Raw genomic sequence first — 24,575 nt, forward strand, 5'->3', positions numbered from 1 at the left:
GGCGCAGCTTTCACACGTGTCAAGGCCGGCCGACGGATCCCTGTCCGGACCGCGCTGGAGGGGCCGGGGCGCGGGGCTCAGCCGGCCGGAGGGCGCGCCACCGAGGAGCGCTCGACGAGCGGGCACGCGACGACGACCGTCCCGGCCGCAGCGGCCGCATCGGCCCCGTCGGCCCCGTCGACAGCACCGGCCTCGGAGTCCCCGTCGACCTGCTCCTCCGCGCCCGCGTCGACGAGGTCGAGCAGGGCGGTCATCGCGGTGCGGCCCATCTCCGCGTGCGGCAGGGCGATCGTCGTGAGCGGCGGGGTGAGCACCTCGGCGAAGAAGTCCTCGTCGTCGAAGCCGATCACCGAGAGCTCCCGCGGCACCGCGACCCCGGCGACGGCCGCCGCATGGATCGCGCCGGCGGCCACCCGGTCGCGGATGCAGAACAGCGCGGTGGGCGGTACCGGCTCGGCGAGCAGCTCCGCGGCGGCGCGGAAGCCGTCGTCCATCTGCCAGCCCGTGCGCACGATCCGCGGGGCGAGCCCGGCCGCCTCGAGCACCTCGGTGAAGCCCTGCTGCCGCTCGCGCGTGGCGACCGAGTCGTCGTCCCCGGAGAGCATGACGATCCGCCGGTGCCCCACCTCGAGCAGGCGCCGTGCCGCGCGGCGCGCGCCCTGGAGATCGTCCGGGACCACCGCGACGGGGGCCGCCGCCTCCTCCTGGGGCAGGGCGTCGCAGTTCAGCAGCACGAGCGGGATGCCCGGCGGCGGGGTGGGCGCCGTGATGCGGGTGCGGCCCATCGCCGCGTAGACCAGGCCGTCGACCTGGCGCTCCGCGAGCATCCGCACGGCGCCCTCCACGGTCGCCTCGCGCAGGGAGAGATCCGCGGTGAGCACCATGTACCCGCGCTCGGCCGCGGCCATCGAGGCCTCGCGGACCATCCGGCCCGCCCACGGTGACGTCGCGATCTCGTCGCTGATCAGGCCGATCGTGCGGGTGCGCCGCTCGCGCAGGGACATGGCGACCGCGGATCGCGTGTACCCGAGCTCCGCGGCGGCCGCGAGCACCTTCTCCTGGTTCACCGTCGAGACGGTGCCCTCGGTGCGGCCGTTCAGGACCATCGAGACCGTCGCCCGGGAGACGCCGGCACGCTCGGCGACATCGGCGGAGGTGGGACGGCGAGCGGCGGGGGTCACCGTGCCAGCCTACGGCGACGCGGCCGGGTCCCGTGCCCGATAAGACGGAATACCGCAGGCCGCGAGGCGTTGGGGGGACAGGAAGGCACCGCGCCGTCACACCGCGGTCGCCACGCACCACGACCAGAAGGAGCCCCCATGGCCCGCATCCCCCGCACAGATATCGACGTCCTGCCCCTCGTCCTCGGCGGCAACACCTTCGGCTGGACCTCCGACGAGCAGGCCTCCTTCGCCGTGCTCGACGCCTTCGTCGCCGCGGGCGGCACCGCGATCGACACGGCCGACGGCTACTCCGCGTGGGTCCCCGGCAACTCCGGCGGCGAGTCCGAGACGATCCTCGGCGCCTGGATGGAGGCTCGCGGCAACCGCGACCAGGTGGTCCTCGCGACCAAGGTCGCCTCGAAGCCGGACCGCCAGGGCCTCGCCCGCGAGAACGTGCTCGCCGCGCTCGACGAGTCGCTGCAGCGCCTGCGCACCGACCACGTCGACCTGTACTACTTCCACTTCGACGACGAGAACGTCTCGATCGAGGACCAGGTCGCGACCGCGCGCGAGGTGCTCGACTCCGGGAAGGCGCGTCACCTGGCGCTGTCGAACTACTCCCCCGAGCGCCTGCGCGCCTTCCTCGAGACCGCCCGCGAGCAGGGCGTGACGCTGCCCGTCGCCCACCAGCCGCAGTACAACCTGCTGCACCGCGCGGAGTTCGAGCAGGAGTTCGCACCGATCGCCGCGGAGTTCGAGCTCGCGACCTTCCCCTACTACGCCCTCGCCTCCGGTGTGCTCACGGGCAAGTACCGCACGGCGGCGGACGCCGAGGGCGCCCCGCGCGGCGGCGCCGCGACGGAGCTGCTGGGCCGGCCCGGGACCCCCGCGGTGCTCGAGGCGCTGCACGCGGTCGCCGAGGCGCACGGCGTCGAGGTGACCTCGGTGTCCCTCGCGTGGCTGCGGGCGAAGGGCGTCACCGCCCCGATCGCCTCCGCCTCCCGCCCGGAGCAGGTCGCCGCGCTGATCGCCGGCGCGACGCTCGAGCTGGACGCCGCGGAGGTCGCCGCGCTGGACGAGGCCTCGCAGCCCTTCGCCTGATCCCCGTCGGCCCCGGAACCCGGAGGTCCCCTGCGCTCAGGGGACCTCCGGGGCCCGATCCATCGTCATCCGCGCGACGTGCAGGGCGAGGTAGGCGACCTCGTCCGGGGTGAGGCGGTCGCCGAGGCGCAGCTGGACGATCGTCGCGAGCTGCTCCGCCGTGCGCACGGCCTCCGGGTAGCTCTCCCGGATCGAGCGGCCGATGGTCGACTCCTGGCCGTCGAGCTGCCGGTGCTGGTGGATGCGCACGAACATGTAGCGCACGTGCGTGATGAAGCGGGCGGCGGTCATCGAGCTGCGGGAGACATCCACGCCGTAGCGCTCGCCGATCACCGCGAGCAGCTGCTGGATGGCGCCCGTCATCGTGTACGTGAAGGAGAGGTCCCGGAGGCGAAGCCCGCGTTGACCAGGTGCAGCGTGAGCGCCGTGGCCTCCCCCGCGGCGAGCGGCGGGTCCACGTGGAGGTTGATCTCCTCGAGCAGCCGCTCCGCCTGCGCGTACTCGGTGCCGTAGAGGGTCTGCACCTCCGCGCGCAGCGGGTACTCGATCTCCTGCCCCTTCCGGGCCCGCTCGAGGGCGCCCGCGACATGGTCCGCGACGGCGATCGCGAGGGTGGGTCGCGTGGACTCTCGTCCCTCGATCCCGGCAGCGCGCAGGGCGAGGACGACACCGCGCAGCACGTCCTGGTCGATCATCGCGAAGACCTCGGCGAGGTGATCGGGGTCGCGGCCGTCGGAGGGGACGAACACCCGCACGATCAGCTCCGGGTCCACCTCCTGGCCGGGGCGGGCGCGGAAGCCGATCCCGCGGCCGGTGAGGATGACCTCCTGGCCCTGGCCGTCACGGGAGATGACGACGTTGTTGTTGAGGACCCTCAGCACCTTCATGTCCGCTCACCTCCTTCGCGCTCGGGACACATCCTCCCAGCACGGGCGCGGGCGCGCACCGGCCCCCGAGGGGAGCGGTGCGCGCCCGGCCCGATCGCTCAGCGGCGGACGGCCACCACCGGGGCGCCCGCGGCGACCTGCTCGCCCACGGCGAGCGGGCGCACCTCGGTGAGGCTCGCGGTGTTGATGACGGTGACCAGCGTGAGGGCGGGGTGCCCGGCCGCACGGATCGCCGCGAGGTCCACCTCGGCGAGGAGGTCCCCGGCGCGCACCTGCTGGCCGGCCTCGACGCGCACGTCGAAGCCCTCGCCGTTCATCTGCACGGTGTCGATGCCGACGTGCACGAGCACCTCGACGCCGCCCGCGCCGCGGATCCCGAAGGCGTGCCCGGTGCCGGCGACGGTGATGAGCTCGCCGTCGAGCGGCGCGAGGACGGTGCCGTCGGCCGGCTCGACGCCCACGCCCTCGCCGAGGGCGCGGGAGGCGAAGACCGGGTCGCCGGCGTCGTCGAGGTCCAGCACGCGACCCGCGACCGGGGAGACGATCTCGAGATCGGCCTCGGCGAGCAGGGTCGCGGTGGGGGCCGCACCGCCCGCGGTCCCGGCGGCGGCGTCGGCGCCGTCGGTCGTGGCGGTGGCGGCGCCGGCGACCGGGGCGGTCGTCGTCGCGGAGGTCGTGCTCGTCGCGGAACCGGAGGACTCCGGCGCGGCGGTCGCCGCGGCGCGCTCGTCGGCCTCGCGGAGGTCCCGCGCGGCGTTCGCCGCCGCACGCTGCTCGCGCGGCATGTAGTCGGAGAAGTAGACGAGCACCATCGCGGTGACGAAGGCCGCCGCGATCGCGATGACGTACACGGGGATCGGATCGAAGACGGGGATCGTCAGCAGCGAGGTGAACGCGAAGGCGCTCGTGTCCACGCCGCCCAGCAGGCCCACGATCAGGCCGCCCACGAGGCAGCCTACGAGCATGCGCGGGTAGATCCGCTTGAAGCGCAGGTGGATGCCGTAGAGGGAGGGCTCGGAGATGCCGCCGAACAGGCCCGCGGCGAGTGCACCCGTGGCGGTCTGGCGCATCTCCGGCTCGCGGTGGCGCAGGGACAGCAGGAGCACGCCGGCGGTCGCGCCGAAGCAGGCGAAGTTCCAGGCGCCCATGGGGCCCTGGATGAAGTCGTAGCCCAGGGCGTTGATGTTCTGCAGCATGAGCGCGTTCAGCGGCCAGTGCAGGCCCAGCGGCACCAGGAACGGGTAGAGCAGCGGGATGAGGATCGCGAAGACGATCGGGGCGTTGCCGTTGAGCCAGGCGAGGCCCGCGCCGATCCCGTTGCCGGCCCAGATGCCGAGGGGGCCGATGAGGAAGGCTGTCCCGCGTCAAGTAGTTGGCAGGATTTCCTTGGTTTTGAATGTCGGGGTGGTGGGGTCGGCCAGGCCCAGGTGCACCTCCTTGGGCCGGTTCCATGAGATGGCCTCGTGGGGCCGGAGCTCGTTGTACTCGATCCGGTAGTCCACGGCCCGCTCGGCGAGCACGATCGCGTCGTCGATCTCGTCCAGGTAGAGCCGTTCGTACTTCAGCGTGCCGAAGCCGCGTTCACGGGACCCGTTCTGCCCCGGGGTCTTCACTCGGGTGCGCACGTGGTGTAGCTCGGGGTGGGCGGCGATGAAGGACTCGAAGCGGAAGGACCGGAACGGCCCGCCGTTGTCCGTCACGATGGTCACCACGGGCAACAGCTCACCGGTCTCGGGATCGACCGGGCAGGCCTCGACCAGCGGGTGACCGAACATGGCCTCGTAGTCGGCCAGGGTCAACTCGATCGCGTCGATCGCGTCGTGCTGGTTCCCGGTGGGCGAAACGTGGAAGGGGTGCTCGTACTTGGACCAGTAGTCCCGGCACCCGGCCAGCCGCCAGGTCCCTCCGGTGGTGGTCTCGAACTCGCTGAAGTCCAGCTGCCAGACTTGGTTCGGACCGGTCGGCTCGGTGGCGAACGCGGCCTTGCGCCGCTCGGCCAGCTTCCGTCGCTCCCGTTGGTACTGCGCGGGCAGAATCAGCCCCTCGTCGCGCAGGATCCGCAGCACGGTCGCCTCGGAAACCACATGCCCGTCGTGGCGGACCATCGCCCAGATCTTCCGATGCCCCCACGCCGGATGGGCCAACGCGTGCTTGACCACCAGTTCCCTGGCGGCCTGCCGTGCCGGTTGCGGCCACGGTCCCTTCACCGCCGTCCCGGTGCGGGCCTTGGCCTGCCAGCGGCGCCAGGTCCGCTCGGGCATGTCGAAGAGCTGGCAGAACCTCGCGGTCGACATGCCCGCTTCCACGCGGATCACCTCGAGGTCCTCGAAGGGCCCAGCCGGCCCTCCGCGGACTTCTTCCACACCCTGGCCTCCAGGTGTGCCTCGCCCAAGGCCTGGGTCAGCTCGGCGACCTCGGCCTCCAGCTGTTCCTCTCGGGAGGATGGTCCGGACCTGCCGGCCACCAGGGCGGTCTTGCCGGCTTCCAGGAACTCGGCCTTCCACCGTCCGATGGACTGCTCACTGACTTTCTCCTTGCGTGCCGCTTCGGCGATGGACATCTCGCCGGCCAGCAGTTCAGCACTATCCGGGTCTTCTTCTCCGCCGGAATCGAGGGTGGTCTACCCATGTCTGACTCTCCTTCAGGACCTACATAACGGCCCTGCCACTAAGTCTGACGCGCGACAAGGCGGTCACCGGGATCATGATGAGCATCGAGAAGAACGGCACGAAGACGAGCTGCACGTTCGCGGGGAAGATCTTCGCCAGGCCCTTGTAGACGAGGGCGAGCAGGGCGACCATCAGCAGCGGCACGAACACCTGGCCGCCGTAGTCGTTCAGCTGCATGGGCAGGCCGAACACGGTCGCCGTGCACTGCTCGGTGCCGAGCGTCGCGTTGGTGGTGCAGGTGACGCCCGGGATGGTGCCGGCGCCGGAGAGCATGCCGGTGAAGTTCGGGGTCATGACGGCGGCCATGACGGCGGCGCCCACCCACGGGTCGATCTGGAGCTTCTTGGCGGCGTTGTAGGCGACCATGAGCGGCAGGAAGTACAGCACCGAGCGCCACATCGCGTCGACGAACACCCAGGTGGCGGACTTGTTCTCGGCACGGAAGTCGACCACGCCGAGGGCGTCGAGCACCGAGGCGATCGCGATGATCAGTGAGGCGCCCAGCAGCACGCCCATAAGCGGGCGGAACGAGTCGGAGAGGTACTCGGAGACGTTGTCGAGCCAGGCGAAGCGGCCGCGGCCCTTGGCGCGGATCGCGGCCTTGACCTCGGCGTCGCTCTGCGGGCGGGGCGCGGGGCCGCCGCTCATGGAGGGCAGGTTCATGATCTGGGAGTAGACGCCGGCGACGGCGCCTCCGATGACGACCTGGAAGCGGTCGCCGGACTGCGGCACGGTGCCCATGACGCCGGGGAGGGCGTCGAGCGCGGTGCGGTCCACCTGCTCGGCGTCGTGCAGCTGGAAGCGCAGCCGGGTCGCGCAGTGGGTGAGGCTCTCGATGTTCGCGGGTCCGCCGACGCCGCGGACGATGTCCTCGGCCTCCGACGTGGTCGAGCTGGGAGTGTTCATGATGCGTCCTCGCATCCTTCGCGGGTCGTGGGCACGTGGCGGCGACGACGCCGGCCGTACCCGGGGCACAAAAAAAGACCCGGACCGCGCAGTGCGGTCCAGGTCTTGATCCACCATCACGGTGGATGACAATCCTGTGAACGAAGAGTTCGCCGGGGAGCATAGCACGCGCCCGGCGCCGCTCCCGCTCTCAGCCGATGCCGAGCGCCTCCGCGGTGCACGGATCGGCGTCGACGCGGGCGTCCGCGATCGTGAAGCGTCCCTGCTCATCGAGTTCGAACCGTGCCCCGTGCCGATCGGTCGCGACGAGGTGGTGCAGTGCGCCACGTCGGTGCACGCGGCCCAGGTCGGTGAAGCCGTGCTCGGCGAGCACCTCCTCCACGGGTTCCGCGTACTCGTCCCAGCCCGCGCGCTCGGTGAGGTCCCCGTCGAACGACTGTCCCGACTCCCATTGGCCGGCCCGGTACAGACAGGTGCCGCCGTCCTCCGTCACGGACTCCGACGGCGCGAGATAGCTGAACTCTCGCCCACTCGATGCGAGGGCGCCGGAGACGCCGGCGGCGACGTCCTCGTAGTGGCCGACGGCCTCGTCCGCCGGAAGCGGCTCCGCACCGAGGGAGCAGCCGGTGAGCAGGGCGGCCGTCGCGAGCACGAGCGAGGCACGGACCGGGGACGTTGACGGCCGACGGGGCCCTGCGGTTCTGCGTGCCGCTGCTGATGCGGATGCCATGCGGGCTCCTCTGCTGAAGATCAGAAGCTGCACCCGGGGAGGAACGGGTTTCCACAGGGCAGTCCTCCCCATCGTAGGAGGCTGCGGCCGCGGCTAGGGTCTGTCCACAACGAAGCCCGGAGCATCCCGGGCCGCGACGACGGGGGCGGCATGAGCGAATTCCTGGGGGCGGACACCGACGAGCTCCTCGACATGGGACAGGGGATCGAGCAGCGCGCCGAGCGCCTCGACGATTTGGCGACGACACTCGCAGCCACGGTGACGGGGGTGCCCTGGACAGGACCGGACCGGGATGCGTTCCTCGACCGCTTCGAGTCCACGGTGCGCACCGCGCTCATCGAGGCGGGGGCCCGGCTCGGCAACGGCGCCCGGGCGATCTATCAGCACGCCGCTCAGCAGGACCTCGCCTCGAGCACCGACGGCAGCATCGATACCGCGCGCTACGCGGAGCTGCTGGGCGGGGAGTCCTGGTCCGACGTCATCAACACCGTCCAGGACGCGTGGGAGACGGCCAACCCGTTCTCGGATCCCCTCACGATCGACGACCTCGGCGGCCGCTACGTCGACTCCCCCGAGGGCAGGGACTTCGATCCCTCCTCGGTGGACCTCTCCCCGGAGGCGATCCGCGAGCAGGTCATGCGACAGGGTGCGATCGGGGACTGCTGGTTCCTCTCCGGGCTCATGGCCGCTGCGCAGACGGATCCCGCCTTCCTCTCGAAGAACGTGACGCTGCGTGAGGACGGCACCTGGGACGTCACCCTCTATGAGGACGGCGAGCCCGTGGTCGTGAACGTCTCGCCGGACCAGCTCGCCCGGGACGGTGCCCGGGTGGACTCCGACGGCAACAGGAACACATGGAACGGTGACGCCATCGGCTACATGTCGATCTACGAGCAGGCCGCGATCAACCATCTGGGTCCGAACTACGAATCCGTGGTCGCGGACTCCCCGCAGGCAGGTCTCGAGCTCATCACCGGGGCCGAGGCGGAGGGCTCGACCTTCCTCGACGGCCACCCTTCGATCGAGTCGCTCGACACCGCCATCGCCGAGGGCAGGCCGGTCACGGTCATGACGGACCCGCTCATGCCGTTCAACTCGGACCTCGCCGCCGCGCACGTCTACCAGGTGCGGTCGGTCGACACCGCGAAGAACGAGGTGGAGCTCGTGAACCCCTGGGGCGACGGGGCGAGCAAGCCGCATGTGGTGCGGGTGCCCATGGACATGTTCTACGACAACAACATCACGATGACCGGCGTCGGGGCGCCGAAGGGAGAGTGGGGCTGAGATGGACGCGCACCTCGAGGACCGCACGCCGGCAGAGGCGACGCTCCATCGGCTCCGGCTCGCCGCCCGCGCTCCCATCGGCAGCGCGATCATCGGCTGCTCGGGAGCCCGTGTCGAGAACCCGGGACACGGCGAATCGGCGACGCCCGCCGAGGCCGCCGGAGTGCCGCGGGCCTCCCTCGATCTCGTCGAGCCGGGCAGCGCGACCCCGCCTCGGACGCTGATCGTCGAGGAGGGGGCCGAGATCGACCTCGACTCGGGCCGCCTGCACGTGCTCGCCGTGCATCCCTGGGCACCTGGCACGCCTTCCGGAGTCGAGCTCCTCCACGTCCCCTGGGCAGACCCGGCGACCGACGACCTCGCCGACAGGGAACGCGGCCCGCGATAGGTTCGCGCCATGGCCTCCCCCTCCCCCGCCCCGGATCCGCTCGCCGCGCTCGAGGACGTGGACCGCAGCGATCCCGCGCTGCGGGACTGGGTCGCGGAGCGCGTGCGGCGCCTCGAGGCGGACGACCGCCGCTCCGCGGACACGCACCTGCTGCGGCTCGCCCTGCCGGCGGAGTGGGGTGTGGACCTGTACCTCAAGGACGAATCGACCCACGTCTCCGGGAGCCTCAAGCATCGCCTCGCCCGTTCCCTGTTCACGTACGCCCTGGTCAACGGCTGGCTGCGGCCGGGGATGCCGGTGATCGAGGCGAGCTCCGGCTCGACCGCGGTGAGCGAGGCGCACGTGGCGCGGATGCTCGAGGTGCCCTTCGTGGCCGTCGTCCCGCGCAGCACGAGCGCACGGAAGGTCGCGCTCATCGAGGCCGCCGGCGGCAGCTGCCACTACGTGGACCACGCCGAGCAGATGAGCCGGGCCGGCCGCGACCTCGCCGCGGAGCGCGGCGGTCTGTTCCTGGACCAGTTCACGCACGCCGAGCGTGCCACCGACTGGCGCGGCAACAACTCGATCGCCGTCTCCGCGATGGAGCAGATGAGCCTCGAGCCGCACCCGGTGCCGCGCTGGATCGTGGTGGGCGCAGGGACCGGCGGCACCAGCGCGACCTTCGGCCGGTACCTGCGCTACCGGCGCCTGCCCACGGGCCTGTGCGTCGCCGACGTCGAGGGCTCCGCCTTCTTCCCCGGTTGGCGCGACGCGGACCGCGGTGCCGCCACGGACGCGTCCTCGCGGATCGAGGGCATCGGCCGGCCGCGCATGGAGCCGAGCTTCGAGCCGGGCGTCGTGGACCGGATGATCCGTGTGCCGGACGCGGCCTCCGTCGCCGCGGCCCGTCACCTCTCCGAGCGCCTGGGCCGCCGCGTCGGCGCCTCGACGGGGACGAACCTCGTGGCGGCGGCGCGTCTGGTCACCGAGCTGCGGGAGCGGGGCGAGCAGGGCTCCGTGCTGACCCTGCTGTGCGACAGCGGCGACCGCTACGCGGGCACCTACTTCGACGACGACTGGGTCGCCGCGCAGGGCTGGGACCTCGCCCCGTGGCGGGCCCGGCTCGAGGAGACGCTGCCGCTCGTGCCCGCCTGACCCGTACGGTGGAGGGAACCGAGGAGGCCAGATGGACACCGACACCAGCACCGACGCCCGCACCGAGTATGCCCACCACGAGGACCAGGCCCCGGCCCGCTCCGTGCCCTGGCCGGTGCACGCCGTGGCCGCGGCGCTGATCGGCGCGGCCTACGCGGTCCTCATCTCGGTCTCGCAGCTGGGGATGGTGACCCGCGTCCTCCTCGCCGCGGCCCTCGTGGTCGGCGGGCTGATGCTGACCGTGTTCGCACGGCGACACTGGTGGGGCGAGATCGGCCTGTTCTACCCGGTGACCCGGCTGCGCGGCGCGGGGCTCGCCCTGCGCCTCGCCTGCGCGGTGTGCATCGGTCTCGCCGCCGGGTTCAGCAGCTGGCTCGCCGAGCACACCTCGGCCCTCGAAGCAGCCGGCGTCGGGATCCTCCTCGGCGCGGTCATGTTCGTCATGGTGCGACAGGACGACAGCCGGCTCGTCGCCCAGCGCGGGGCGGGCCGTCAGGGGTGACCCCGACGCCCCGCCCCACGGCGGTGCGAGCGTCGATCACACGAACGCGCTGACCCCGGTGATGCGGCGGCCCACGATGAGCGACTGCATGGTGTCGGTGCCCTCGTAGGTGTGCAGGGCCTCGAGGTCGCTGCGGTGGCGCACCACGCGGTTCTCGAGCAGGATGCCGGAGCCGCCGAGGAGGTCACGGGCGTCGGCGGCGATCTCGCGGGCGGCGCGGGTGTTGTGCACCTTGGCGAGCGACGCCTGCTCGGGCAGCAGGGTCCCGGCCGCCTCGAGCTCGGCGAGGCGCACGCAGTACAGCTGCATCGAGGTGAGGGTCTGCAGCATGTCCGCGAGGCGCACCTGCACGTGCTGGGCCTTCGCGAGCGGGCGGCCGAACTGCACGCGGGTGGTCGCATGCTCGAGGGCGGCCTCGTAGCAGGCGGTCGCATGGCCCAGGGCGCCCCAGGCGACGCCCGCGCGGGTCGCGAAGAGCACGCGCGAGGTGTCCTTGAAGGAGCGGGCGCCGGGCAGGCGCGCGTCCAGCGGGAGGCGCACGTCGGTCAGGCGGATGTGCGCCTGGTGGATGGCGCGCAGGGCGACCTTGCCGCGGATGATCTCCGCCTCGTAGCCGGGCAGGGACTGGTCCACGAGGAAGCCGGAGACCTGGCCGTCGAGCGCCGGGTCCGACGGGTCCTGGATGCGGGCCCAGACGACGGAGACGTGGCCGCCCGCGCCGTTGCCGATCCAGCGCTTCTCGCCGCTGAGCACCCACTGGTCGCCGTCGCGGCGGGCCATGGTCTCGAGCGAGACGGAGTCGGAGCCGTGGGTGGGCTCGGTGAGGGCGAAGGCGCCGAGCTCGGTGCCGGCGGCGAGGGGGTCCACCCAGCGGGCCTTCTGCTCGTCGGAGCCGAGCAGCGCGATCGAGCGGAGGGCGAGGCCGCCCTGGACGCCGACCATGGTGCCGAGCGAGCCGTCGATGCGGGAGAGCTCCATGTTGACCAGGCCGGTGGCGAGCGGGCTCAGGTGCCGGTGGCCGGGGAGCTCGAGGCCGTCGGTGAAGAGGTCCTTCTCGCCGAGCGCCGCGAGCAGCTCGGTGGGGTACTCGTAGTCCTCCCACGCCTGGTTCAGGCGGTCGAGGTGGGCGGCGAAGGAGCGGGCGTCGACCCAGGCCTCGAGGTCCTCACCGCTCACCTGCTGGAAGAGGGCGAAGTGGTCCGCGGGCGGCGGGAGCAGCTCGGCGGGGGTCGCGGCGGACGGGTCCGGCGCGCTCACGACGGGGGCGGAGCCGATGCTCGTGCTCTGCTCGGTGGTGGTCATCAGGACATCCTCTCGACGATGAGGGCCATGCCCTGGCCGCCGCCCACGCAGAGGGTGGCCAGGCCCAGGGAGGCGTCGCGCTCCTGGAGGCCGTGGATCAGGGTGGTGGTCATGCGGGCACCGGTGGAGCCCCAGGGGTGGCCGAGCGCGATCGCGCCGCCGTGCACGTTGAGCTTGTCGTGGTCGATGCCGAGATCCTCCGCGGAGGGGATGACCTGGGCGGCGAAGGCCTCGTTGAGCTCGACGAGGTCGATGTCGCCGATGCTCATGCCGGCGAGCGCGAGGGCGCGGCGGGTGGACTCGACGGGGCCGAGGCCCATGATCTCGGGGCTGAGGCCGGAGACGCCGGTGGAGACGATGCGGGCGAGCGGGGTGAGGCCCAGCTCCTTCGCGCGGACGTCGGACATGATGACGAGGGCGGCGGCGCCGTCGTTCAGGGGGCAGCAGTTGCCGGCGGTGACCGTCCCGCCCTCGCGGAAGACGGGGTCGAGCCCGGCGACGGCGTCGTAGGTGACGCCCGCGCGCGGGGAGTCGTCGGCGGAGACGACGGTGCCGTCGGCGAGGGTGACGGGGGTGATGTCGCGGTCGAAGAACCCGGCGGCGCGGGCGGCCTCGGCACGGTTCTGGGAGCGGACGGCGTACTCGTCCTGCTCCTTCCGGGAGACGCCGCGCAGCTCGGCGACGTTCTCGGCGGTCTGCCCCATGAGGATGTACGGGTCGGGAAGCTGGCCGTCCTCGCGCGGGTCGTGCCAGGGGGCGGGGATCGCGCGGGAGGCGCGGGCGTCGGTGCGCTCCCAGGCCTCCTGGAAGAGCGGGTCGCGGGCGTCCTCCTCCATGAGCTTGCCGGTGCTCGTGGAGATCGACTCGACGCCTGCGGAGATCACGGCGTGCGCCTCACCGGCGCGGATGGCGTGGAAGGCGGCGCGGGTGGTCTGGATCGAGGAGGCGCAGAAGCGGGTGACGGTCGCGCCGGGGACGGTGTCCAGGCCCAGGCGGATCGCGACGGTGCGGGCGAGGTTGCCGCCCTGGTAGCCCTCGGGGATCGCGCAGCCGAGCTGGAGGTCGTCGATGGTGGCGGGGTCCAGCGCGGGGACCTGGTCGAGGGCCGCGCGGATCATCTGACCGGCGAGGTCGTCCGGGCGGACGTCCTTGAGGGAGCCCTTGCGGGCCCGGCCGATCGGGGAGCGGGCGGCGGACACGATGACGGCCTCGGGCACGAGGGTCTCCTTCGACGACGGTGTCTGGACGGGCGCGGGGCCCGTCGGGCACCGCGAATGTACCCGATACTAGCGGTTCTAGATAACTCCGCAAGGGGCCTCTCAGCGGCGCCTCGGGGACAGCACGGCGCGGGCGATGAGGTCGATCACCGCGCCGAGCAGGCCGATCACGAGGATCACCGCGAGCATCTCGTCATAGGCGAGGCGATCCCGGGCGTTGAGGATCTCGTAGCCCAGACCGCTGGTCACGCCCAGCATCTCCGCCGGCACCAGGACCACCCAGGCGATCCCCAGCGCGAGCCGCACCGATTGCAGCACCGCAGGGCGCACCGACGGGACGACCACCGTGCGCAGCACCTCGCGGCGCCCGGCACCCAGCGTGTGGGCCACCGCGACATAGCGCTGGTCGATCGACGCGACGGCGGAAGCGGTGCCGACGAGGATCGGCCAGACCGACGCGGCGGCCACCAGGAAGACGACAGGGGCGGAGCCCACCCCCAGCAGCGCCACGGCGACGGGGGCCCAGGACAGCGGCGAGATCATCCGGAGGAACTGGACCGGAACGGCCGTGGCCCAGCGGGTGGGGCGGTGCAGACCGATGAGCGCACCGGCCGGGATCCCCAGCAGGGCGGCGATCAGCAGGCCGGAGAGCAGCCGGAGCGTGCTCGTGACCAGATCCTGCAGCAGCACACCGGTGGACAGCAACGACCCCAGGGCCGAGGGGACGCGCCATGGGGACAGCGCGGAGAGCATGGGGCTGCCCGCACCGCCCACGGCGGTGAAGGCCCACCACGCGAGCACCGTCGCGGCAGCGCCGATCACGGCCCAGAGCAGGACCGTGCGGCGCCCCGGTCCGGGCGTCGGAGCCGCGGCGCCGGAGGCACCCCGGCCCGGGACGCCGCTCCCGGCAGGATTCTGCTCGGCGGGCTCCACATCGGTGGGCACGATGCTCATGGGGCGATCTCCTCGGGGTCGTCCAGTCCTGCGAGCGAGCCGGGGTCGAGCCGGCTCGCGGCGTCACGCAGCGCGGCGTCGTCGACGACGAGGTCGTGGGCCGCGGCCGCATCGATCCTCGCGAGCTCGCCGAGCGGCGCGTCCAGCAGGGTCCCGCGCATCTCCTCGACCAGACGCGTCGTGAAACCGGGCCGCAGCACCGGGGTGAAATCGATGGTCTCCCCTCGCCAGGAGGGGTTGACGACGTGGGCATGACCCGCGTCCTGCCTGGTCAGAGCGGCGCGGATCGCGGGGAGCGGCTGCGGGAGATAGGTGCCGGCGAGCTCCTCCGCGACAGCGTCACGATCCTCGCGGCAGGCCTGCTGGGCGAGCACGAGCGCATCGGCGACGGCCTGCAGCTGCTCGGGCGGCCGCCGGAGGAGGCTCCCGCTCGCCACGGTCACGCAGCAGGGATGCGAATGCCACACGTCGCCGAGGAACCGGCCGATCGTCCCGACGCCCTTCGTCTCGCCCATCGCGTTGAACGGGTCCGCCACGGTGTACCCGCCGATGGATCCCGCGTCGAGAGCGGGGAGCATGTCGGCCGGCGCCATCGGGACGAGGGTGACCTCGCCTCGCGCGGCGGACGGCGTCCGGCGCACCACGGGGGTGAGCCCCTCCGCACGGAGCATCTGCTGGACGATCACGTTGTGGATCGAGTACCAGGCGGGGATCGCCAGGGTGCGACCGGCGAGCGCGGCCGTCTCCGGCACGTCCCGGCCCAGGGTCAGCGCCGAGCCGTCGACATGGTTCGCCCCCACCACACGGATGTCCGCCCCGAGGTCCAGACGCATCTGCAGCGCCATCGGGAACAGCAGGTGCACGAGGTCCACACCGCCGGCGAGGAGCGTCTCCCCCATCGATGCCCAGGACCTCAGGCGCACGGGCTCGGCGACCGCCACCCCGGCCTGCGCGAAGAGGCCCCGGGCGTGGGCGATCAGCAGCGGTGCGGCATCGGTGATCGGGAGATAGGCGATCCGCAGCGGCCCGTCCGGATCGGGTGCGGCCGCCCGACCCTGCCGGACGCCGAGGCCGAGCCCCGCCCCGGCGGCACCCGCGAGCGCCGTGGCGCCGGCACCGCCGAGGAGGGCCCGGCGCGTCGGCAAGGGCGCACCCCTGCCCGCGCCACGACTGCTCACGAGGACGCCTCCGCCGGTCGGGCCCGGTAGTGGGCGAGAACCTCGTCGCGCCCGGTGCCGTCCTCCCGCGGGCGCCATCGGGCGGTGATCCCGCGGGCGCCGTCGAGGTAGACGACGTGGTCGGCGACGGTGAGCGCCTCGTCGACGTCATGGGTCACGAGCACCGCCGTGATCCGCAGCCGGGTGAGCACCTCCCGCAGCCAGACCTGCAGGTCCGAACGGATCGCCGGGTCCAGCGCCGAGAACGGCTCGTCCAGCAGCACCACGGCCGGGTCCACGGCGAGCGCGCGCCCCAGCGCGACACGCTGGGCCTGCCCGCCGGAGAGCTCGGCGGGGAGCGCCTCCGCGAGCTCCGCGATGCCGAGGTCGTCGAGCAGCTCCGCCACGCGTGCCGCGCGGAAATGCTCCCGGTTGGCGGCGAAGCGCCCTCCGAGGGCGATGTTCTCGGCCACCGTGAGCCACGGGAAGAGGTCCGGCGACTGCGGGACCAGGGTGGGCCTGCGCGGGTCGGCTCCGCGCTCGACGACGCCTCCCTGTGGGGTATCGAGACCGGCCAGGATCCTCACGAGCGTGGACTTGCCGGCGCCCGACGCGCCGAGGACGCCCATGGTCTCGTGCTCCTGGACCACCAGGTCGAGGTCCTGGAGCACGGGCCGCGGGGAACCCGGGTACCAGCGGGTCACGCCCCGCAGGGCGAGCACCGTCACGGGGCCGCCTCGCCGTCGGTCGGGCGTGAGGGCCCCTGGGGGGCGCCCGCTCCGGCGAGCAGGTGACGCAGGTGGGTCTCCGTCGGGGATTGGACCGGCAGGAACGCGGCCTCGCGTGCCCGGCGGGAGGTGTCCGATCCGAGGGCGTACCCTCGGCCGCCGACGACCTTCTGCTCGAGCCGCGTGGCGCGGCCTGCGAGCAGCGCCGCATCCAGCCGGGCGGAGACCAGCTCCCTCGCCGGGACCGAGGGGGACGCCTGCGCTCCGCTCTTGAGCGCGGAGCGCAGCGTCTCCCAGCCCTCGGCCATCTCGCGGGCCTCCTCGGCGAACACCCGGCGCGAGGCGGCGTCGGCACCGCCCTCCGCGGCGTCGAGCGCCGCCCCGGCGAGTCCGAGGCACATGGCCGTCTGCAGGAGCAGGAAGGGGGCCCTGACCCGGTTCCGGAACGTCGCGAGGTCCGCGGTGAGCACGTCGCGCCCGGCGATCAGCGTCCTGTCGAGCCGGAGCACGCCGGAGGAGGTGCCGTCGAGCGCCGTGAGCCCGAGCAGCGGCACGACGGTGACCCCGGCCGCTTCCCGCTCGACGCGGACGACGGCACGGCGGCCGTCCTCCCAGCGCACGGGGGCGATGACCCAGCCGCCCGATCGGAGGTTCGAGCACCACGGGAGGGTCCCGCTCACCTCGATCGCGCCTCCCGGCCGGTCCGCGGCGACGAGCGGGATCTCCCCCAGCCCGGCCTCCTCCTTGAAGGCGGGGGCCATGCCGGAGGCGAGCGCGACGGTGCCCTCACGCACCCCTGCGGGCAGCTCGCTCGCCGTGGCCTCGTGGTATTCGAGGGCGGAGCGGTGACCCCACAGGGAGAAGGCCGTGGCGGTGCAGCGCCGGGCGAGGGCGTGCACCAGCTCGATCGCGAGCGGCAGCGGGGCCGCGAGGAGACCGTGCTCGCCGAGCTCACGCAGGGAGTCCCAGAGGTCGACCTCGCACTGATCGACGCCGCGGGCCCGGCGGCCCACCGCGTCGAGGACCGGACCTGCCGACGGGGGCAGGGTCACCAGGCCCAGCTCGGCCCGCCGGCCCGACTCCGCGGTCACCGGCTCTGCGCGCCCAGGTCGATCGCCCCGAGCGCCCAGATCCTGTCGATCGGGGTCTCGACGGCCTCGCGGGCCCGCACGACGGCGTCCTCATCCGGCGCGTCGTAGAAGCACAGGCACTTCGCGGTGTCCTCGCGCACGTAGGTGCGCAGGAAGGAGGTCTCGGGGACCTGCGCGTACTTGGGCGCGTTGGCCTTCTTCCGCGCGAGGTACTTCTCCATCGTGATCTCGGCGGGGATGTCCCACTCGACGAGGAAGCCGGCACCCCGACGCAGCGCCTTGATGTCCTCGAGCTCGGCACCGACCAGGCGCACCTCGTCAGGCCCCTGGACCGCACCCGCGGTCTCCGCGAGGGCCGGGGTGATCGCTGCGGCGTCCGCGGCGGATCCGGACTCGAGGATCGCGAAGAGCCGGGAGTGGTCGGCGGCGACCTGCGACTCGATGAGCTCCGTCGACGCGCTCCCGCCCGTCGCGGCGGCGAGGGCGTCGATCACTCCCTGGCTGCCCTCTCGCGTGGGGGTCGACGGCTCGATCTCGAGGAGGAACAGGGGCATGGCAGTCCTTTCGTCCGGGTCTCCGCCTCGACATCTGCGCCGAAGCAGAGCTTATGCACCGCATTAGCTTGGCACACCAGTCGTTCGTTGACGAACCACCTGGGCACGACGGATCCACGAAGGGGCAGGTCGGCGGCGGCCGACTCCGGGCGCGGGGGACGGTCGGCGCACGCGCCCGTGGCCTAGCCTTGCGCGCAGGGGCACGAGACGACGGCTCCGACGCCGCTGCCCGCCGACGAGCCCGAGGACGCCCGACCGTGACCACTCCCCTGCCCAGCACCCCGCCCGCGACGATCCCGGGGGCGCGCGCGTGATCCCCGTGCTCGTGGGCGCCGCGGTCGCCCTGGTCGTCGGCATCATCGGCACGTACTTCTACACCGGGCTCGCGAAGCGGAGGGGCTGGGCCCAGTACGTCCGCGCGGACGGCCCCACCAGCCACCACTCCAAGCGCGGCACCCCGCAGATGGGCGGCATCGCGATCTTCGGCGCCGCCCTCGCCGGGTACGCCGCAGCGCACCTCGTGACGTGGACGGCGCCGTCGGTCTCCGGGCTCCTCGTCCTGTTCCTCATGCTGGGTCTCGGCTTCATCGGCTTCCTCGACGACTGGACGAAGATCCGCCGCGAGCGCTCGCTGGGCCTGAACTCCGGGCAGAAGCTCGTCGGGCAGACGGTCGTCGCGATCGTCTTCGGGATCCTCGCGACCCGCTTCGCGCGCGACGGGCTCACCCCGGCGAGCCACCGCATCTCGCTGGTGCGGGACACCGGGATCGACCTCGCCGTGCTCGGCGCGATCGCCGGCACCGCCCTGCTCATCGTGTGGATCGTCCTCATGATCACCGCCACCAGCAACGGCGTGAACCTGACCGACGGGCTCGACGGGCAGGCCGCCGGCGCGGCCGCCATGGTGCTCGCCGCCTACACGCTGATCGGCATCTGGCAGGCGCTCAAGTCCTGCGCGAACCTCGCGACCGCCGGCTGCTACGACGTGCGCGACCCGCTCGACCTCGCCGTCGTCGCCGCCTGCGTGGGCGCCGCCTGCATCGGCTTCCTCTGGTGGAACACGCCGCCCGCCGCGCTGTTCATGGGGGACACCGGATCGCTCGGCCTCGGCGGCGCGCTCGCAGGCCTCGCGATCCTCAGCCGCACCGAGCTGCTGCTCATCGTGCTCGGCGGCCTCTTCGTCTTCGAGACCGTCACCGTGATCCTGCAGGTGAGCGTCTTCAAGGCGACCAAGCGTCGCAACGGCGGCGTGGGGAAGCGGCTGTTCCTCATCACCCCGATCCACCACCACTTCGAGCAGCTCGGCTGGAGCCAGGTCACCGTCTCCGTGCGCTTATGGATCATCAGCGCCGTGTGCGTCGCCGCGGGCCTCGGCCTCTTCTACGGCGAGTGGGTGCTGCTCGCCTCCTGAGCGGCACCCCATGGTGGAATGCACCATGCCCAACTCCTCCTCCCCACTGGTGCTCATCCTCCTGAGCGTCGAGCACCTCACGCCGGAGAGACGGGCGGAGATCGGCACGGTCTTCGACGCCCAGCCCCTCCTCCGGCCAGGGAAGGTCGGCCAGGACCCGCCGAGGACACGAGTCGGATCGACACTCGTTCCCCACCTCGCCGAGCCGGACCTCCCCCTGTTCCTCTTCGGCGGGGAGGGCGCTCGAACCGAGGAGAGCGCCACCTGGATCTTCGAGCTCGAACCCGCATGGATCGTGGTCGGCGGGAGAGGCGACGCAGAGGAGGTCGTTCGCCCGGTGAGCTCCCTGACGATCGCCATCGGCCCCGAGCGTGCCGCCGCATTGGGGGCTCACGGCCTCGAAGTCTTCCTCGGCGAGATCGGAGACGCGATCGGAGCCGCCTACGGCTGCATCTTCCCCGAAGCCACCTACGACCAGCTCAATCGCTGGTACTCGGACGGACCAGCCCGTCCCGATCTCTCCTGGGGGCTGGGGAGCGTCTACTGGATGCAGTACCTCGGGCCGGCCTTCGTGGAACGACGCCCGGCCCTGGCGCAGCTCGAGCGTTCCGCGACGACACCGCGAGGAGCGGTGATCCACCGTGCCACGGAGCGGCCCGAACACTCGCTCGAGAACTCGGGCAGTCCGCTCGAGGGGGAGTGGCGAGCTCCTCTGCTCTCCGCCCTCGGCGAGGACGTCATCCTGATCTCGCTCGAAGAGCGGGACACGATGCCCTCGCTGGAGCACCATGCGTCATTCGACCCCGGGCGGGTCGGCCCTCCAGAGGACCTCGCGCGCCGGGTCCGCGAGGACGCGGAGCGACGCCGACGACGACGGGAGGCGGAGTACGACCGCGCCCGGACTCGGCGTCTGCGGCTGGAGGGACGACGGACCCCTCCTCATGTGCACGGGATGGCGGAGTGGTCCACGAACGTCGACGCCGATGAGGTCCCGCGCTTCTGGAGGACGCTGCGAGAAAGCCTCGCCCCGGAGATCACCAGCCCTTACGCGGGTGCGCTCGGCCGGGAGATCGCGAACACGCCGACCGGTGCCGGTGATCGTGTGGAAGTGGATTCCCCGCATGGACCGTTCGCCGTGGCCTGGTGGTCCGACGATGAGGAATCCCTCGTCCTCGCCCTCGAAGGGCCTGGCGACCTCGTGGAGCGATGGGAGGACTTCTTCGAAGCAGGCTGATGAAGCCTCAACTTGGGAGGAACGTGCTGGTCACCACACGTTCCGTGCGCAACACCGGCGCCCCGCGACGGCCGCGGCGGCGCTACGCTCCGGCACCATGAACGACGCCTCCGCCGAACCCGTCATGTCCTTCCGCACCCGCAAGTGGGTGCGCCCCGAGGACCTCAACGCGAACGGCACGCTGTTCGGCGGCAGCCTGCTGCGCTGGATCGACGAGGAGGCCGCGGTCTACGCGATCATCCAGCTCGGGCAGCAGCGCGTCGTCACGAAGTACATGTCCGAGATCGTCTTCGTCTCCTCCGCGCGCGAGGGCGACATCGTGGAGATCGGCCTCGTCGCCACCGCCTTCGGCCGCTCCTCGCTCACGATGCGCGCGGAGGCCCGCAACCTGTTCACGCAGAAGAGCATCCTCACGATCGAGGAGATGGTGTTCGTGCACGTCGACGAGCAGGGCCGCCCCGCGCCCCACGGCTTCACCGAGATCACCTACGACCGGGACCGCGTCCCGGCCCGTCACCGCGCCTCCGAGGCGGAGGGGACGTCGGCCCGGTCGTGAGCGCCTGCTGAGACTGCCTTCCGGCACCCCTTTCACCGCACCGCTCATCGTCGGTAGTTTCAGGTGATGGCACCGACGAGCACGCCCACCCGCCCCGAGGATCTCCGCGCCGTGCTCCGTTCCGCACTCGAGGCCCGGGAGAACAGCGGCGAGGCGGAGCCCTTCGACGTCGATGCCTTCATCGCCGGCAAGATCACCGAGACCGACTCGGACCCGCACGGAGGGCGGAAACCCTCGCTCCACCTGTGAGCAGGCAGGCGACAGCCGCGAGGGCTCACCCCGCCTCGCCGCCGCCGTCGCGGAAGGTCGCGCGGTAGGCGGTCGGGGAGGTCCCGACGATCACGCCGAAGTGCCGCCGCAGGTTCGTGTCCGTGCCCAGGCCCGTGGCCTGCGCGATCCGGGTGACGGTGAGATCGGTGGCCTCGAGGAGCTCGCGGGCGCGGTCGATGCGGGCACGCAGCACCCACTGCAGCGGGGTGAGGCCGGAGTCGGCCGTGAAGCGCCGGGAGAAGGTGCGCGGGGAGACGTTCGCGCGCCGGGCGAGGGCCGCGAGGGTGAGGTCGCCGTCGAGGTGCTCGAGCGCCCAGGCGCGGGAGCGGGCGAAGTCGTCGCCGAGGGGCTCGGGGATGCTGCGGGGCACGTACTGGGCCTGCCCGCCGCTGCGGTAGGGGGCGCTCACGAGGCGCCGCGCGACCTGGTTGGCGAGGTCGACGCCGTGATCGCGCCGCACGAGGTGCAGGCACAGGTCGATGCCGCTCGCGGCGCCCGCGCTCGTGAGCACCTGGCCGGCGTCGACGAAGAGCACGTCGGCGTCGACCTCGACCTGCGGGTACCGCTCCTGGAGGACGTGCGTGTAGTGCCAGTGGGTGGTGGCGCGCCGGCCGTCGAGCAGCCCGGCGGCGGCGAGGGTGAAGGCTCCGGTGGAGATCGCGGCGATGCGGGTGCCGCGCTCGTGGGCGGCGCGGAGGGCCGCGATCACGGCGGGCGGGGTGGTGACGGTGGCGGGGTCGCGGAACCCGGGGACGAGGATCGTCCCGGCCCGCTCGAGGGCGTCGAGCCCGTGGCCGACGGCGTAGGCGAGGCCGTTCCAGCCCTCGACGGTGCCGGCCCGCTCCGCGCAGACCTGCACCTCGTAGGGCATGCCGGGCCGCTTCGCGAAGACGTGCGCGGCGATGCCGACGTCGAGCGCCTTCGCGCCGTCGAGGACGAGCACCGCCACCCGGTGGTCGGCGCCGGTCACGGGCGGCCGACGATCAGGCGCAGGGACCCATGGAAGGCGGGGAGGGTGCGCAGGTCGCCGTGCCGGGCGTCCCAGACCCCGGAGTCGAGGTCCGCGCGCAGGGTGCGCACGAAGCGCTCCTCGACCTCCGCGCCGACGAAGCTCCACGCGGAGTTCGCGCGCCGCGCCCCGGGGTCCAGCAGCATCTCCGGGCGCCCGTAGTACGCCTCGGAGAAGCCGTCGACGCAGGCGAGCGGGATGGGCAGCGCGTGCACCTCGACGCTCCCGCCGAGGCCCTCGCGCAGCGCCTCGATCGCGGGATAGCGGCCGGCCTCCGCGGCGATCACCACCGGGGCGTACTCGGTGATCCACGAGAGGTCCAGTGCCGCGGGGTCGCAGGTGAGGACGACGACGGGGCCGCGGGTGACGCGCCGCAGCTCCGCGAGGCCGCCGCGCAGGTCCTGCCACTGGTGCACGGTGAAGGAGGCGAGCGCGGCGTCGAAGGCGAGGTCCTCGAAGGGGAGCTGCTCGGCGACCGCGTCGATCACCGGGGCGGAGCCCGCGGGTCGCTGCGCGCGCATCGCGGCGCTCGGCTCGACGGCGGTGACCTCGAGATGGTCCGGCTCGTAGGACCCGGCGCCGGCACCGACGTTCACGAGGGTGCGCGCCGGCCCGAGCGCCTCCCGGATCGCGGCGGCGAAGGCCGGCTCGGGGCGGCGGTAGCGGGAGTAGCCGGGGCCGATCCGGCCGTAGTCCGCGTCACCGGCGCTGCCGTCGAGGGTCGGGCCGGGGGTCGTCGCGCTGCGTTCGAGGTCCATGACGCCATCCCACTACGCCTCCCCGCCGTGCACCATGTGCCGCGCGGACGCCCACCGCACGGATCGCGCCAGGGCTGCCGACGGGGGGCTCCGCTACGTTGACCCGATGGAGACGATCCTGCTGGTGCGACATGCGGAGGCGGACGGGCACGACGGGGAGGACCCGCCGCTCGGCCCGCGCGGCATGCGGCAGGCGGGCCTGCTCGGGGAGCGGCTCGCGGGCACCGGGGCGACCCGGCTGCTGCACGGGCCGCGGCGTCGTGCCCGGCGGACGGCGGAGATCCTCGCCCCGCACCTGGGCCTCGCCCCCGAGGAATCCGCCCTGCTCGAGGACCGCACCCCGTTCCCCTCCCCCGACCGTCGGGACGACTACCCGTCGCACCGCGAGGACTTCCTGCGCCAGGTGCCCCTCGAGGAGCGCGACGAGGACGGCGCGGCGCTCGCCGCCGCCTGGGATCACCTGAGCGCCCCGGGCGGGGCGGGCACCCTGGTCGCCGTCACGCACGCCTTCGTGGTGGGCTCCTTCGTGGCCCGGGCGCTGGGCGCCCCGCCGGCCGCCTGGATGCAGCTGCCGATCGCGAACGCGAGCCTCACCGCGCTGCGGCGCCGGCCCACGGGCGAGTGGTCCGTGGTGGGCGTGAGCGACGTCGGGCACCTCGTGGGGATCTGAGGAGCGAGTCCCCTCAGGCGAACACGTCGAGCAGGCGACGGCACTTGGGCGGGTCCCGGGTGAGCCCGTGGTCAAGACCCCACAGCAGGTAGGACAGGGAGCGGAGCACGATCCAGGCGCGGGCCCGCTCCCCGGGAACGCCCGTGCGGCGCACGAAGACGTCCACGAGGTGGCGCAGCTCGACGTCGTCCGCCACCTCGTCGAGCCGGGACCAGAGCACCCGCGCGAGATCGTGCTCGAGGTCGCCGCGCAGGAGGACCGGGTCCACCACGAGCCACGGCGCCCGCTCCCCCGCGAGCACCTGCTCGCAGTGCAGGTCCCCGTCCACCGCGTCCCCGCCCGTCGGCAGGGCGGCGAGCTCGGCGGCGAGGCCCAGCGCAATGTCGAGCTGGCGCCTCGGCACGGGGCGGCCCTGCCGCTCCCAGTCGCGGGGGAACTCCTCGAGGTGCGCGGCGGCGATCCCATCGGTCGAGGTCGCACCGGGTGGCGCCGGGACCGCCATCCGCGCGGCAAGCTCCGCGATGATCGGCACGGCCTCCCCCAGCGGCACCGACTGCAGGCTGCGGGCGGAGAGCCGCTCCAGGAGCATCGCGCGGGCCGGGACGTCGGCCTCGAGCAGCCGCACGGTCCCCCGCCCGTCCCACCAGCGCAGCGCCTCCGCCTCGCGGGACACGTCGTCCCCGGGCGGGGCCAGCCGCAGCACGGCCGCCTCGGCGCCGCGCCGCACGGGCACCACGAGGGCGTTCGAGCCGTGGAGCGGGCCGCCGTCGACCTGCAGGTCCCAGCGTCGGCACTGCTCCGCGACAAGGGACGGGAGGCGGTCCAGCCACTCCCGGCCGGCGGCGTCGTGCCACCAGCGGGGCACCTCGCGGAAGGCCACGGGAACGGTGATCATCGCAG

At 73.0% G+C, this 24,575-nt stretch carries 28 protein-coding genes; 10 read left to right on the plus strand and 18 right to left on the minus strand.

The genetic code is table 11. The features are described from left to right. Nucleotides 1-77 precede the first annotated feature (77 nt). Nucleotides 78-1,181: a LacI family DNA-binding transcriptional regulator gene (locus ACYVAP_RS14865; RefSeq protein WP_498861274.1), complete on the minus strand. Its 1,104-nt coding sequence runs from the start codon at nt 1,179-1,181 to the stop codon at nt 78-80. Nucleotides 1,182-1,319: 138 nt separating this feature from the next. On the opposite strand from ACYVAP_RS14865, the gene ACYVAP_RS14870 reads away from it, so the two are divergent. Beyond that, complete coding sequence (locus ACYVAP_RS14870) at nt 1,320-2,264, plus strand: aldo-keto reductase family protein (protein WP_498861275.1); 945 nt, start codon at nt 1,320-1,322, stop codon at nt 2,262-2,264. Between the two features lie 36 nt (nt 2,265-2,300). Here ACYVAP_RS14870 and ACYVAP_RS14875 read toward each other — a convergent pair whose 3' ends face one another. The 7 genes from ACYVAP_RS14875 to ACYVAP_RS14905 form a co-directional block, all read right to left on the minus strand. Then, nucleotides 2,301-2,627: a PRD domain-containing protein gene (locus ACYVAP_RS14875; RefSeq protein ID WP_498861276.1), complete on the minus strand. Its 327-nt coding sequence runs from the start codon at nt 2,625-2,627 to the stop codon at nt 2,301-2,303. Next, nucleotides 2,624-3,151 (minus strand): CAT RNA binding domain-containing protein, encoded by a 528-nt coding sequence (locus ACYVAP_RS14880; RefSeq protein WP_498861277.1) that lies wholly within the window; start codon nt 3,149-3,151, stop codon nt 2,624-2,626. Before ACYVAP_RS14880 ends, ACYVAP_RS14875 begins: the two co-directional genes overlap by 4 nt. Before the next feature lie 98 nt (nt 3,152-3,249). Next, nucleotides 3,250-4,497 (minus strand): glucose PTS transporter subunit IIA, encoded by a 1,248-nt coding sequence (locus ACYVAP_RS14885; protein WP_498861393.1) that lies wholly within the window; start codon nt 4,495-4,497, stop codon nt 3,250-3,252. Between the two features lie 18 nt (nt 4,498-4,515). After that, nucleotides 4,516-5,466, minus strand: a complete 951-nt coding sequence (locus ACYVAP_RS14890; RefSeq protein ID WP_498861278.1) for a transposase — start codon at nt 5,464-5,466, stop codon at nt 4,516-4,518. After that, on the minus strand, nt 5,463-5,711 hold the full coding sequence (locus tag ACYVAP_RS14895) for a helix-turn-helix domain-containing protein (protein WP_040283886.1): 249 nt from the start codon (nt 5,709-5,711) through the stop codon (nt 5,463-5,465). The genes ACYVAP_RS14890 and ACYVAP_RS14895 overlap by 4 nt, the downstream gene beginning before the upstream one ends. 88 nt (nt 5,712-5,799) lie before the next feature. Next, on the minus strand, nt 5,800-6,726 hold the full coding sequence (locus ACYVAP_RS14900; protein ID WP_498861279.1) for a PTS transporter subunit: 927 nt from the start codon (nt 6,724-6,726) through the stop codon (nt 5,800-5,802). Nucleotides 6,727-6,916: 190 nt separating this feature from the next. Then, complete coding sequence (locus ACYVAP_RS14905; protein WP_498861280.1) at nt 6,917-7,456, minus strand: hypothetical protein; 540 nt, start codon at nt 7,454-7,456, stop codon at nt 6,917-6,919. Between the two features lie 150 nt (nt 7,457-7,606). Between ACYVAP_RS14905 and ACYVAP_RS14910 the strand changes: the two genes are divergently transcribed. The 4 genes from ACYVAP_RS14910 to ACYVAP_RS14925 are packed head-to-tail and all read left to right on the plus strand — an operon-like array spanning nt 7,607 to nt 10,764. Continuing rightward, the gene (locus ACYVAP_RS14910; protein WP_498861281.1) at nt 7,607-8,740 is read left to right on the plus strand and encodes a C2 family cysteine protease; all 1,134 of its coding nucleotides are present in this window, start codon (nt 7,607-7,609) and stop codon (nt 8,738-8,740) included. Between the two features lies 1 nt (nt 8,741). Continuing rightward, on the plus strand, nt 8,742-9,128 hold the full coding sequence (locus tag ACYVAP_RS14915; RefSeq protein ID WP_498861282.1) for a hypothetical protein: 387 nt from the start codon (nt 8,742-8,744) through the stop codon (nt 9,126-9,128). A 9-nt stretch (nt 9,129-9,137) separates the two neighbouring features. Further along, nucleotides 9,138-10,262 (plus strand): PLP-dependent cysteine synthase family protein, encoded by a 1,125-nt coding sequence (locus ACYVAP_RS14920; protein ID WP_498861283.1) that lies wholly within the window; start codon nt 9,138-9,140, stop codon nt 10,260-10,262. Between the two features lie 31 nt (nt 10,263-10,293). Continuing rightward, the gene (locus ACYVAP_RS14925) at nt 10,294-10,764 is read left to right on the plus strand and encodes a hypothetical protein (RefSeq protein WP_498861284.1); all 471 of its coding nucleotides are present in this window, start codon (nt 10,294-10,296) and stop codon (nt 10,762-10,764) included. Between the two features lie 36 nt (nt 10,765-10,800). Here the strand turns inward: ACYVAP_RS14925 and ACYVAP_RS14930 are convergent, their stop codons facing one another. From ACYVAP_RS14930 to ACYVAP_RS14960, 7 genes are all read right to left on the minus strand, one after another. Next, nucleotides 10,801-12,066: an acyl-CoA dehydrogenase family protein gene (locus ACYVAP_RS14930; protein ID WP_264450849.1), complete on the minus strand. Its 1,266-nt coding sequence runs from the start codon at nt 12,064-12,066 to the stop codon at nt 10,801-10,803. Continuing rightward, nucleotides 12,066-13,283, minus strand: a complete 1,218-nt coding sequence (locus ACYVAP_RS14935; protein WP_498861285.1) for an acetyl-CoA C-acetyltransferase — start codon at nt 13,281-13,283, stop codon at nt 12,066-12,068. The genes ACYVAP_RS14930 and ACYVAP_RS14935 overlap by 1 nt, the downstream gene beginning before the upstream one ends. Nucleotides 13,284-13,385: 102 nt before the next feature. Beyond that, nucleotides 13,386-14,237 (minus strand): ABC transporter permease, encoded by an 852-nt coding sequence (locus ACYVAP_RS14940; protein WP_498861286.1) that lies wholly within the window; start codon nt 14,235-14,237, stop codon nt 13,386-13,388. Continuing rightward, nucleotides 14,234-15,382 (minus strand): ABC transporter substrate-binding protein, encoded by a 1,149-nt coding sequence (locus ACYVAP_RS14945; protein WP_498861287.1) that lies wholly within the window; start codon nt 15,380-15,382, stop codon nt 14,234-14,236. Before ACYVAP_RS14945 ends, ACYVAP_RS14940 begins: the two co-directional genes overlap by 4 nt. A gap of 29 nt (nt 15,383-15,411) precedes the next feature. After that, nucleotides 15,412-16,122, minus strand: a complete 711-nt coding sequence (locus tag ACYVAP_RS14950) for an ABC transporter ATP-binding protein (RefSeq protein WP_264450853.1) — start codon at nt 16,120-16,122, stop codon at nt 15,412-15,414. Beyond that, nucleotides 16,119-17,213, minus strand: coding sequence for an acyl-CoA dehydrogenase family protein (locus ACYVAP_RS14955; RefSeq protein WP_498861288.1), 1,095 nt, complete (start codon nt 17,211-17,213; stop codon nt 16,119-16,121). Before ACYVAP_RS14955 ends, ACYVAP_RS14950 begins: the two co-directional genes overlap by 4 nt. Next, nucleotides 17,210-17,767: a DUF4242 domain-containing protein gene (locus ACYVAP_RS14960; RefSeq protein ID WP_498861289.1), complete on the minus strand. Its 558-nt coding sequence runs from the start codon at nt 17,765-17,767 to the stop codon at nt 17,210-17,212. The genes ACYVAP_RS14955 and ACYVAP_RS14960 overlap by 4 nt, the downstream gene beginning before the upstream one ends. Nucleotides 17,768-18,077: 310 nt before the next feature. Between ACYVAP_RS14960 and mraY the strand changes: the two genes are divergently transcribed. The 4 genes from mraY (at nt 18,078) to ACYVAP_RS14980 (ending at nt 21,217) form a co-directional block, all read left to right on the plus strand. Further along, nucleotides 18,078-19,178, plus strand: a complete 1,101-nt coding sequence (gene mraY / locus ACYVAP_RS14965; protein ID WP_498861290.1) for a phospho-N-acetylmuramoyl-pentapeptide-transferase — start codon at nt 18,078-18,080, stop codon at nt 19,176-19,178. A gap of 25 nt (nt 19,179-19,203) precedes the next feature. Further along, nucleotides 19,204-20,412, plus strand: coding sequence for a hypothetical protein (locus ACYVAP_RS14970; protein WP_498861291.1), 1,209 nt, complete (start codon nt 19,204-19,206; stop codon nt 20,410-20,412). A gap of 97 nt (nt 20,413-20,509) precedes the next feature. Continuing rightward, nucleotides 20,510-20,968, plus strand: a complete 459-nt coding sequence (locus ACYVAP_RS14975) for an acyl-CoA thioesterase (RefSeq protein WP_462589447.1) — start codon at nt 20,510-20,512, stop codon at nt 20,966-20,968. A gap of 66 nt (nt 20,969-21,034) precedes the next feature. Further along, nucleotides 21,035-21,217, plus strand: coding sequence for a type II toxin-antitoxin system ParD family antitoxin (locus ACYVAP_RS14980; protein WP_498861292.1), 183 nt, complete (start codon nt 21,035-21,037; stop codon nt 21,215-21,217). A gap of 25 nt (nt 21,218-21,242) precedes the next feature. Here the strand turns inward: ACYVAP_RS14980 and ACYVAP_RS14985 are convergent, their stop codons facing one another. Next, nucleotides 21,243-22,208, minus strand: coding sequence for a GlxA family transcriptional regulator (locus ACYVAP_RS14985; RefSeq protein WP_498861293.1), 966 nt, complete (start codon nt 22,206-22,208; stop codon nt 21,243-21,245). Beyond that, nucleotides 22,205-23,005, minus strand: a complete 801-nt coding sequence (locus ACYVAP_RS14990; protein WP_498861294.1) for a class I SAM-dependent methyltransferase — start codon at nt 23,003-23,005, stop codon at nt 22,205-22,207. The genes ACYVAP_RS14985 and ACYVAP_RS14990 overlap by 4 nt, the downstream gene beginning before the upstream one ends. A 106-nt stretch (nt 23,006-23,111) precedes the next feature. On the opposite strand from ACYVAP_RS14990, the gene ACYVAP_RS14995 reads away from it, so the two are divergent. Then, nucleotides 23,112-23,675 carry a histidine phosphatase family protein gene (locus tag ACYVAP_RS14995; protein ID WP_498861295.1) on the plus strand — a complete coding sequence of 188 codons (564 nt, stop codon included), beginning with the start codon at nt 23,112-23,114 and terminating at the stop codon, nt 23,673-23,675. A gap of 13 nt (nt 23,676-23,688) precedes the next feature. Here ACYVAP_RS14995 and ACYVAP_RS15000 read toward each other — a convergent pair whose 3' ends face one another. Then, nucleotides 23,689-24,570, minus strand: a complete 882-nt coding sequence (locus ACYVAP_RS15000; RefSeq protein ID WP_498861296.1) for an aminoglycoside phosphotransferase family protein — start codon at nt 24,568-24,570, stop codon at nt 23,689-23,691. Nucleotides 24,571-24,575 lie beyond the last annotated feature (5 nt).

This window comes from Brachybacterium horti, from assembly GCF_054777615.1.

Coding starts and splice junctions, on each gene's coding strand:
- ACYVAP_RS14870 (WP_498861275.1), top strand. CDS start 1,320: ATGGCCCGCATCCCCCGCACAGATATCGACGTCCTGCCCCTCGTCCTC.
- ACYVAP_RS14875 (WP_498861276.1), bottom strand. CDS start 2,627: ATGACGGGCGCCATCCAGCAGCTGCTCGCGGTGATCGGCGAGCGCTAC.
- ACYVAP_RS14880 (WP_498861277.1), bottom strand. CDS start 3,151: ATGAAGGTGCTGAGGGTCCTCAACAACAACGTCGTCATCTCCCGTGAC.
- ACYVAP_RS14895 (WP_040283886.1), bottom strand. CDS start 5,711: ATGTCCATCGCCGAAGCGGCACGCAAGGAGAAAGTCAGTGAGCAGTCC.
- ACYVAP_RS14900 (WP_498861279.1), bottom strand. CDS start 6,726: ATGAACACTCCCAGCTCGACCACGTCGGAGGCCGAGGACATCGTCCGC.
- ACYVAP_RS14905 (WP_498861280.1), bottom strand. CDS start 7,456: ATGGCATCCGCATCAGCAGCGGCACGCAGAACCGCAGGGCCCCGTCGG.
- ACYVAP_RS14910 (WP_498861281.1), top strand. CDS start 7,607: ATGAGCGAATTCCTGGGGGCGGACACCGACGAGCTCCTCGACATGGGA.
- ACYVAP_RS14915 (WP_498861282.1), top strand. CDS start 8,742: ATGGACGCGCACCTCGAGGACCGCACGCCGGCAGAGGCGACGCTCCAT.
- ACYVAP_RS14920 (WP_498861283.1), top strand. CDS start 9,138: ATGGCCTCCCCCTCCCCCGCCCCGGATCCGCTCGCCGCGCTCGAGGAC.
- ACYVAP_RS14925 (WP_498861284.1), top strand. CDS start 10,294: ATGGACACCGACACCAGCACCGACGCCCGCACCGAGTATGCCCACCAC.
- ACYVAP_RS14930 (WP_264450849.1), bottom strand. CDS start 12,066: ATGACCACCACCGAGCAGAGCACGAGCATCGGCTCCGCCCCCGTCGTG.
- ACYVAP_RS14940 (WP_498861286.1), bottom strand. CDS start 14,237: ATGAGCATCGTGCCCACCGATGTGGAGCCCGCCGAGCAGAATCCTGCC.
- ACYVAP_RS14960 (WP_498861289.1), bottom strand. CDS start 17,767: ATGCCCCTGTTCCTCCTCGAGATCGAGCCGTCGACCCCCACGCGAGAG.
- ACYVAP_RS14970 (WP_498861291.1), top strand. CDS start 19,204: ATGCCCAACTCCTCCTCCCCACTGGTGCTCATCCTCCTGAGCGTCGAG.
- ACYVAP_RS14975 (WP_462589447.1), top strand. CDS start 20,510: ATGAACGACGCCTCCGCCGAACCCGTCATGTCCTTCCGCACCCGCAAG.
- ACYVAP_RS14980 (WP_498861292.1), top strand. CDS start 21,035: ATGGCACCGACGAGCACGCCCACCCGCCCCGAGGATCTCCGCGCCGTG.
- ACYVAP_RS14990 (WP_498861294.1), bottom strand. CDS start 23,005: ATGGACCTCGAACGCAGCGCGACGACCCCCGGCCCGACCCTCGACGGC.
- ACYVAP_RS14995 (WP_498861295.1), top strand. CDS start 23,112: ATGGAGACGATCCTGCTGGTGCGACATGCGGAGGCGGACGGGCACGAC.
- ACYVAP_RS15000 (WP_498861296.1), bottom strand. CDS start 24,570: ATGATCACCGTTCCCGTGGCCTTCCGCGAGGTGCCCCGCTGGTGGCAC.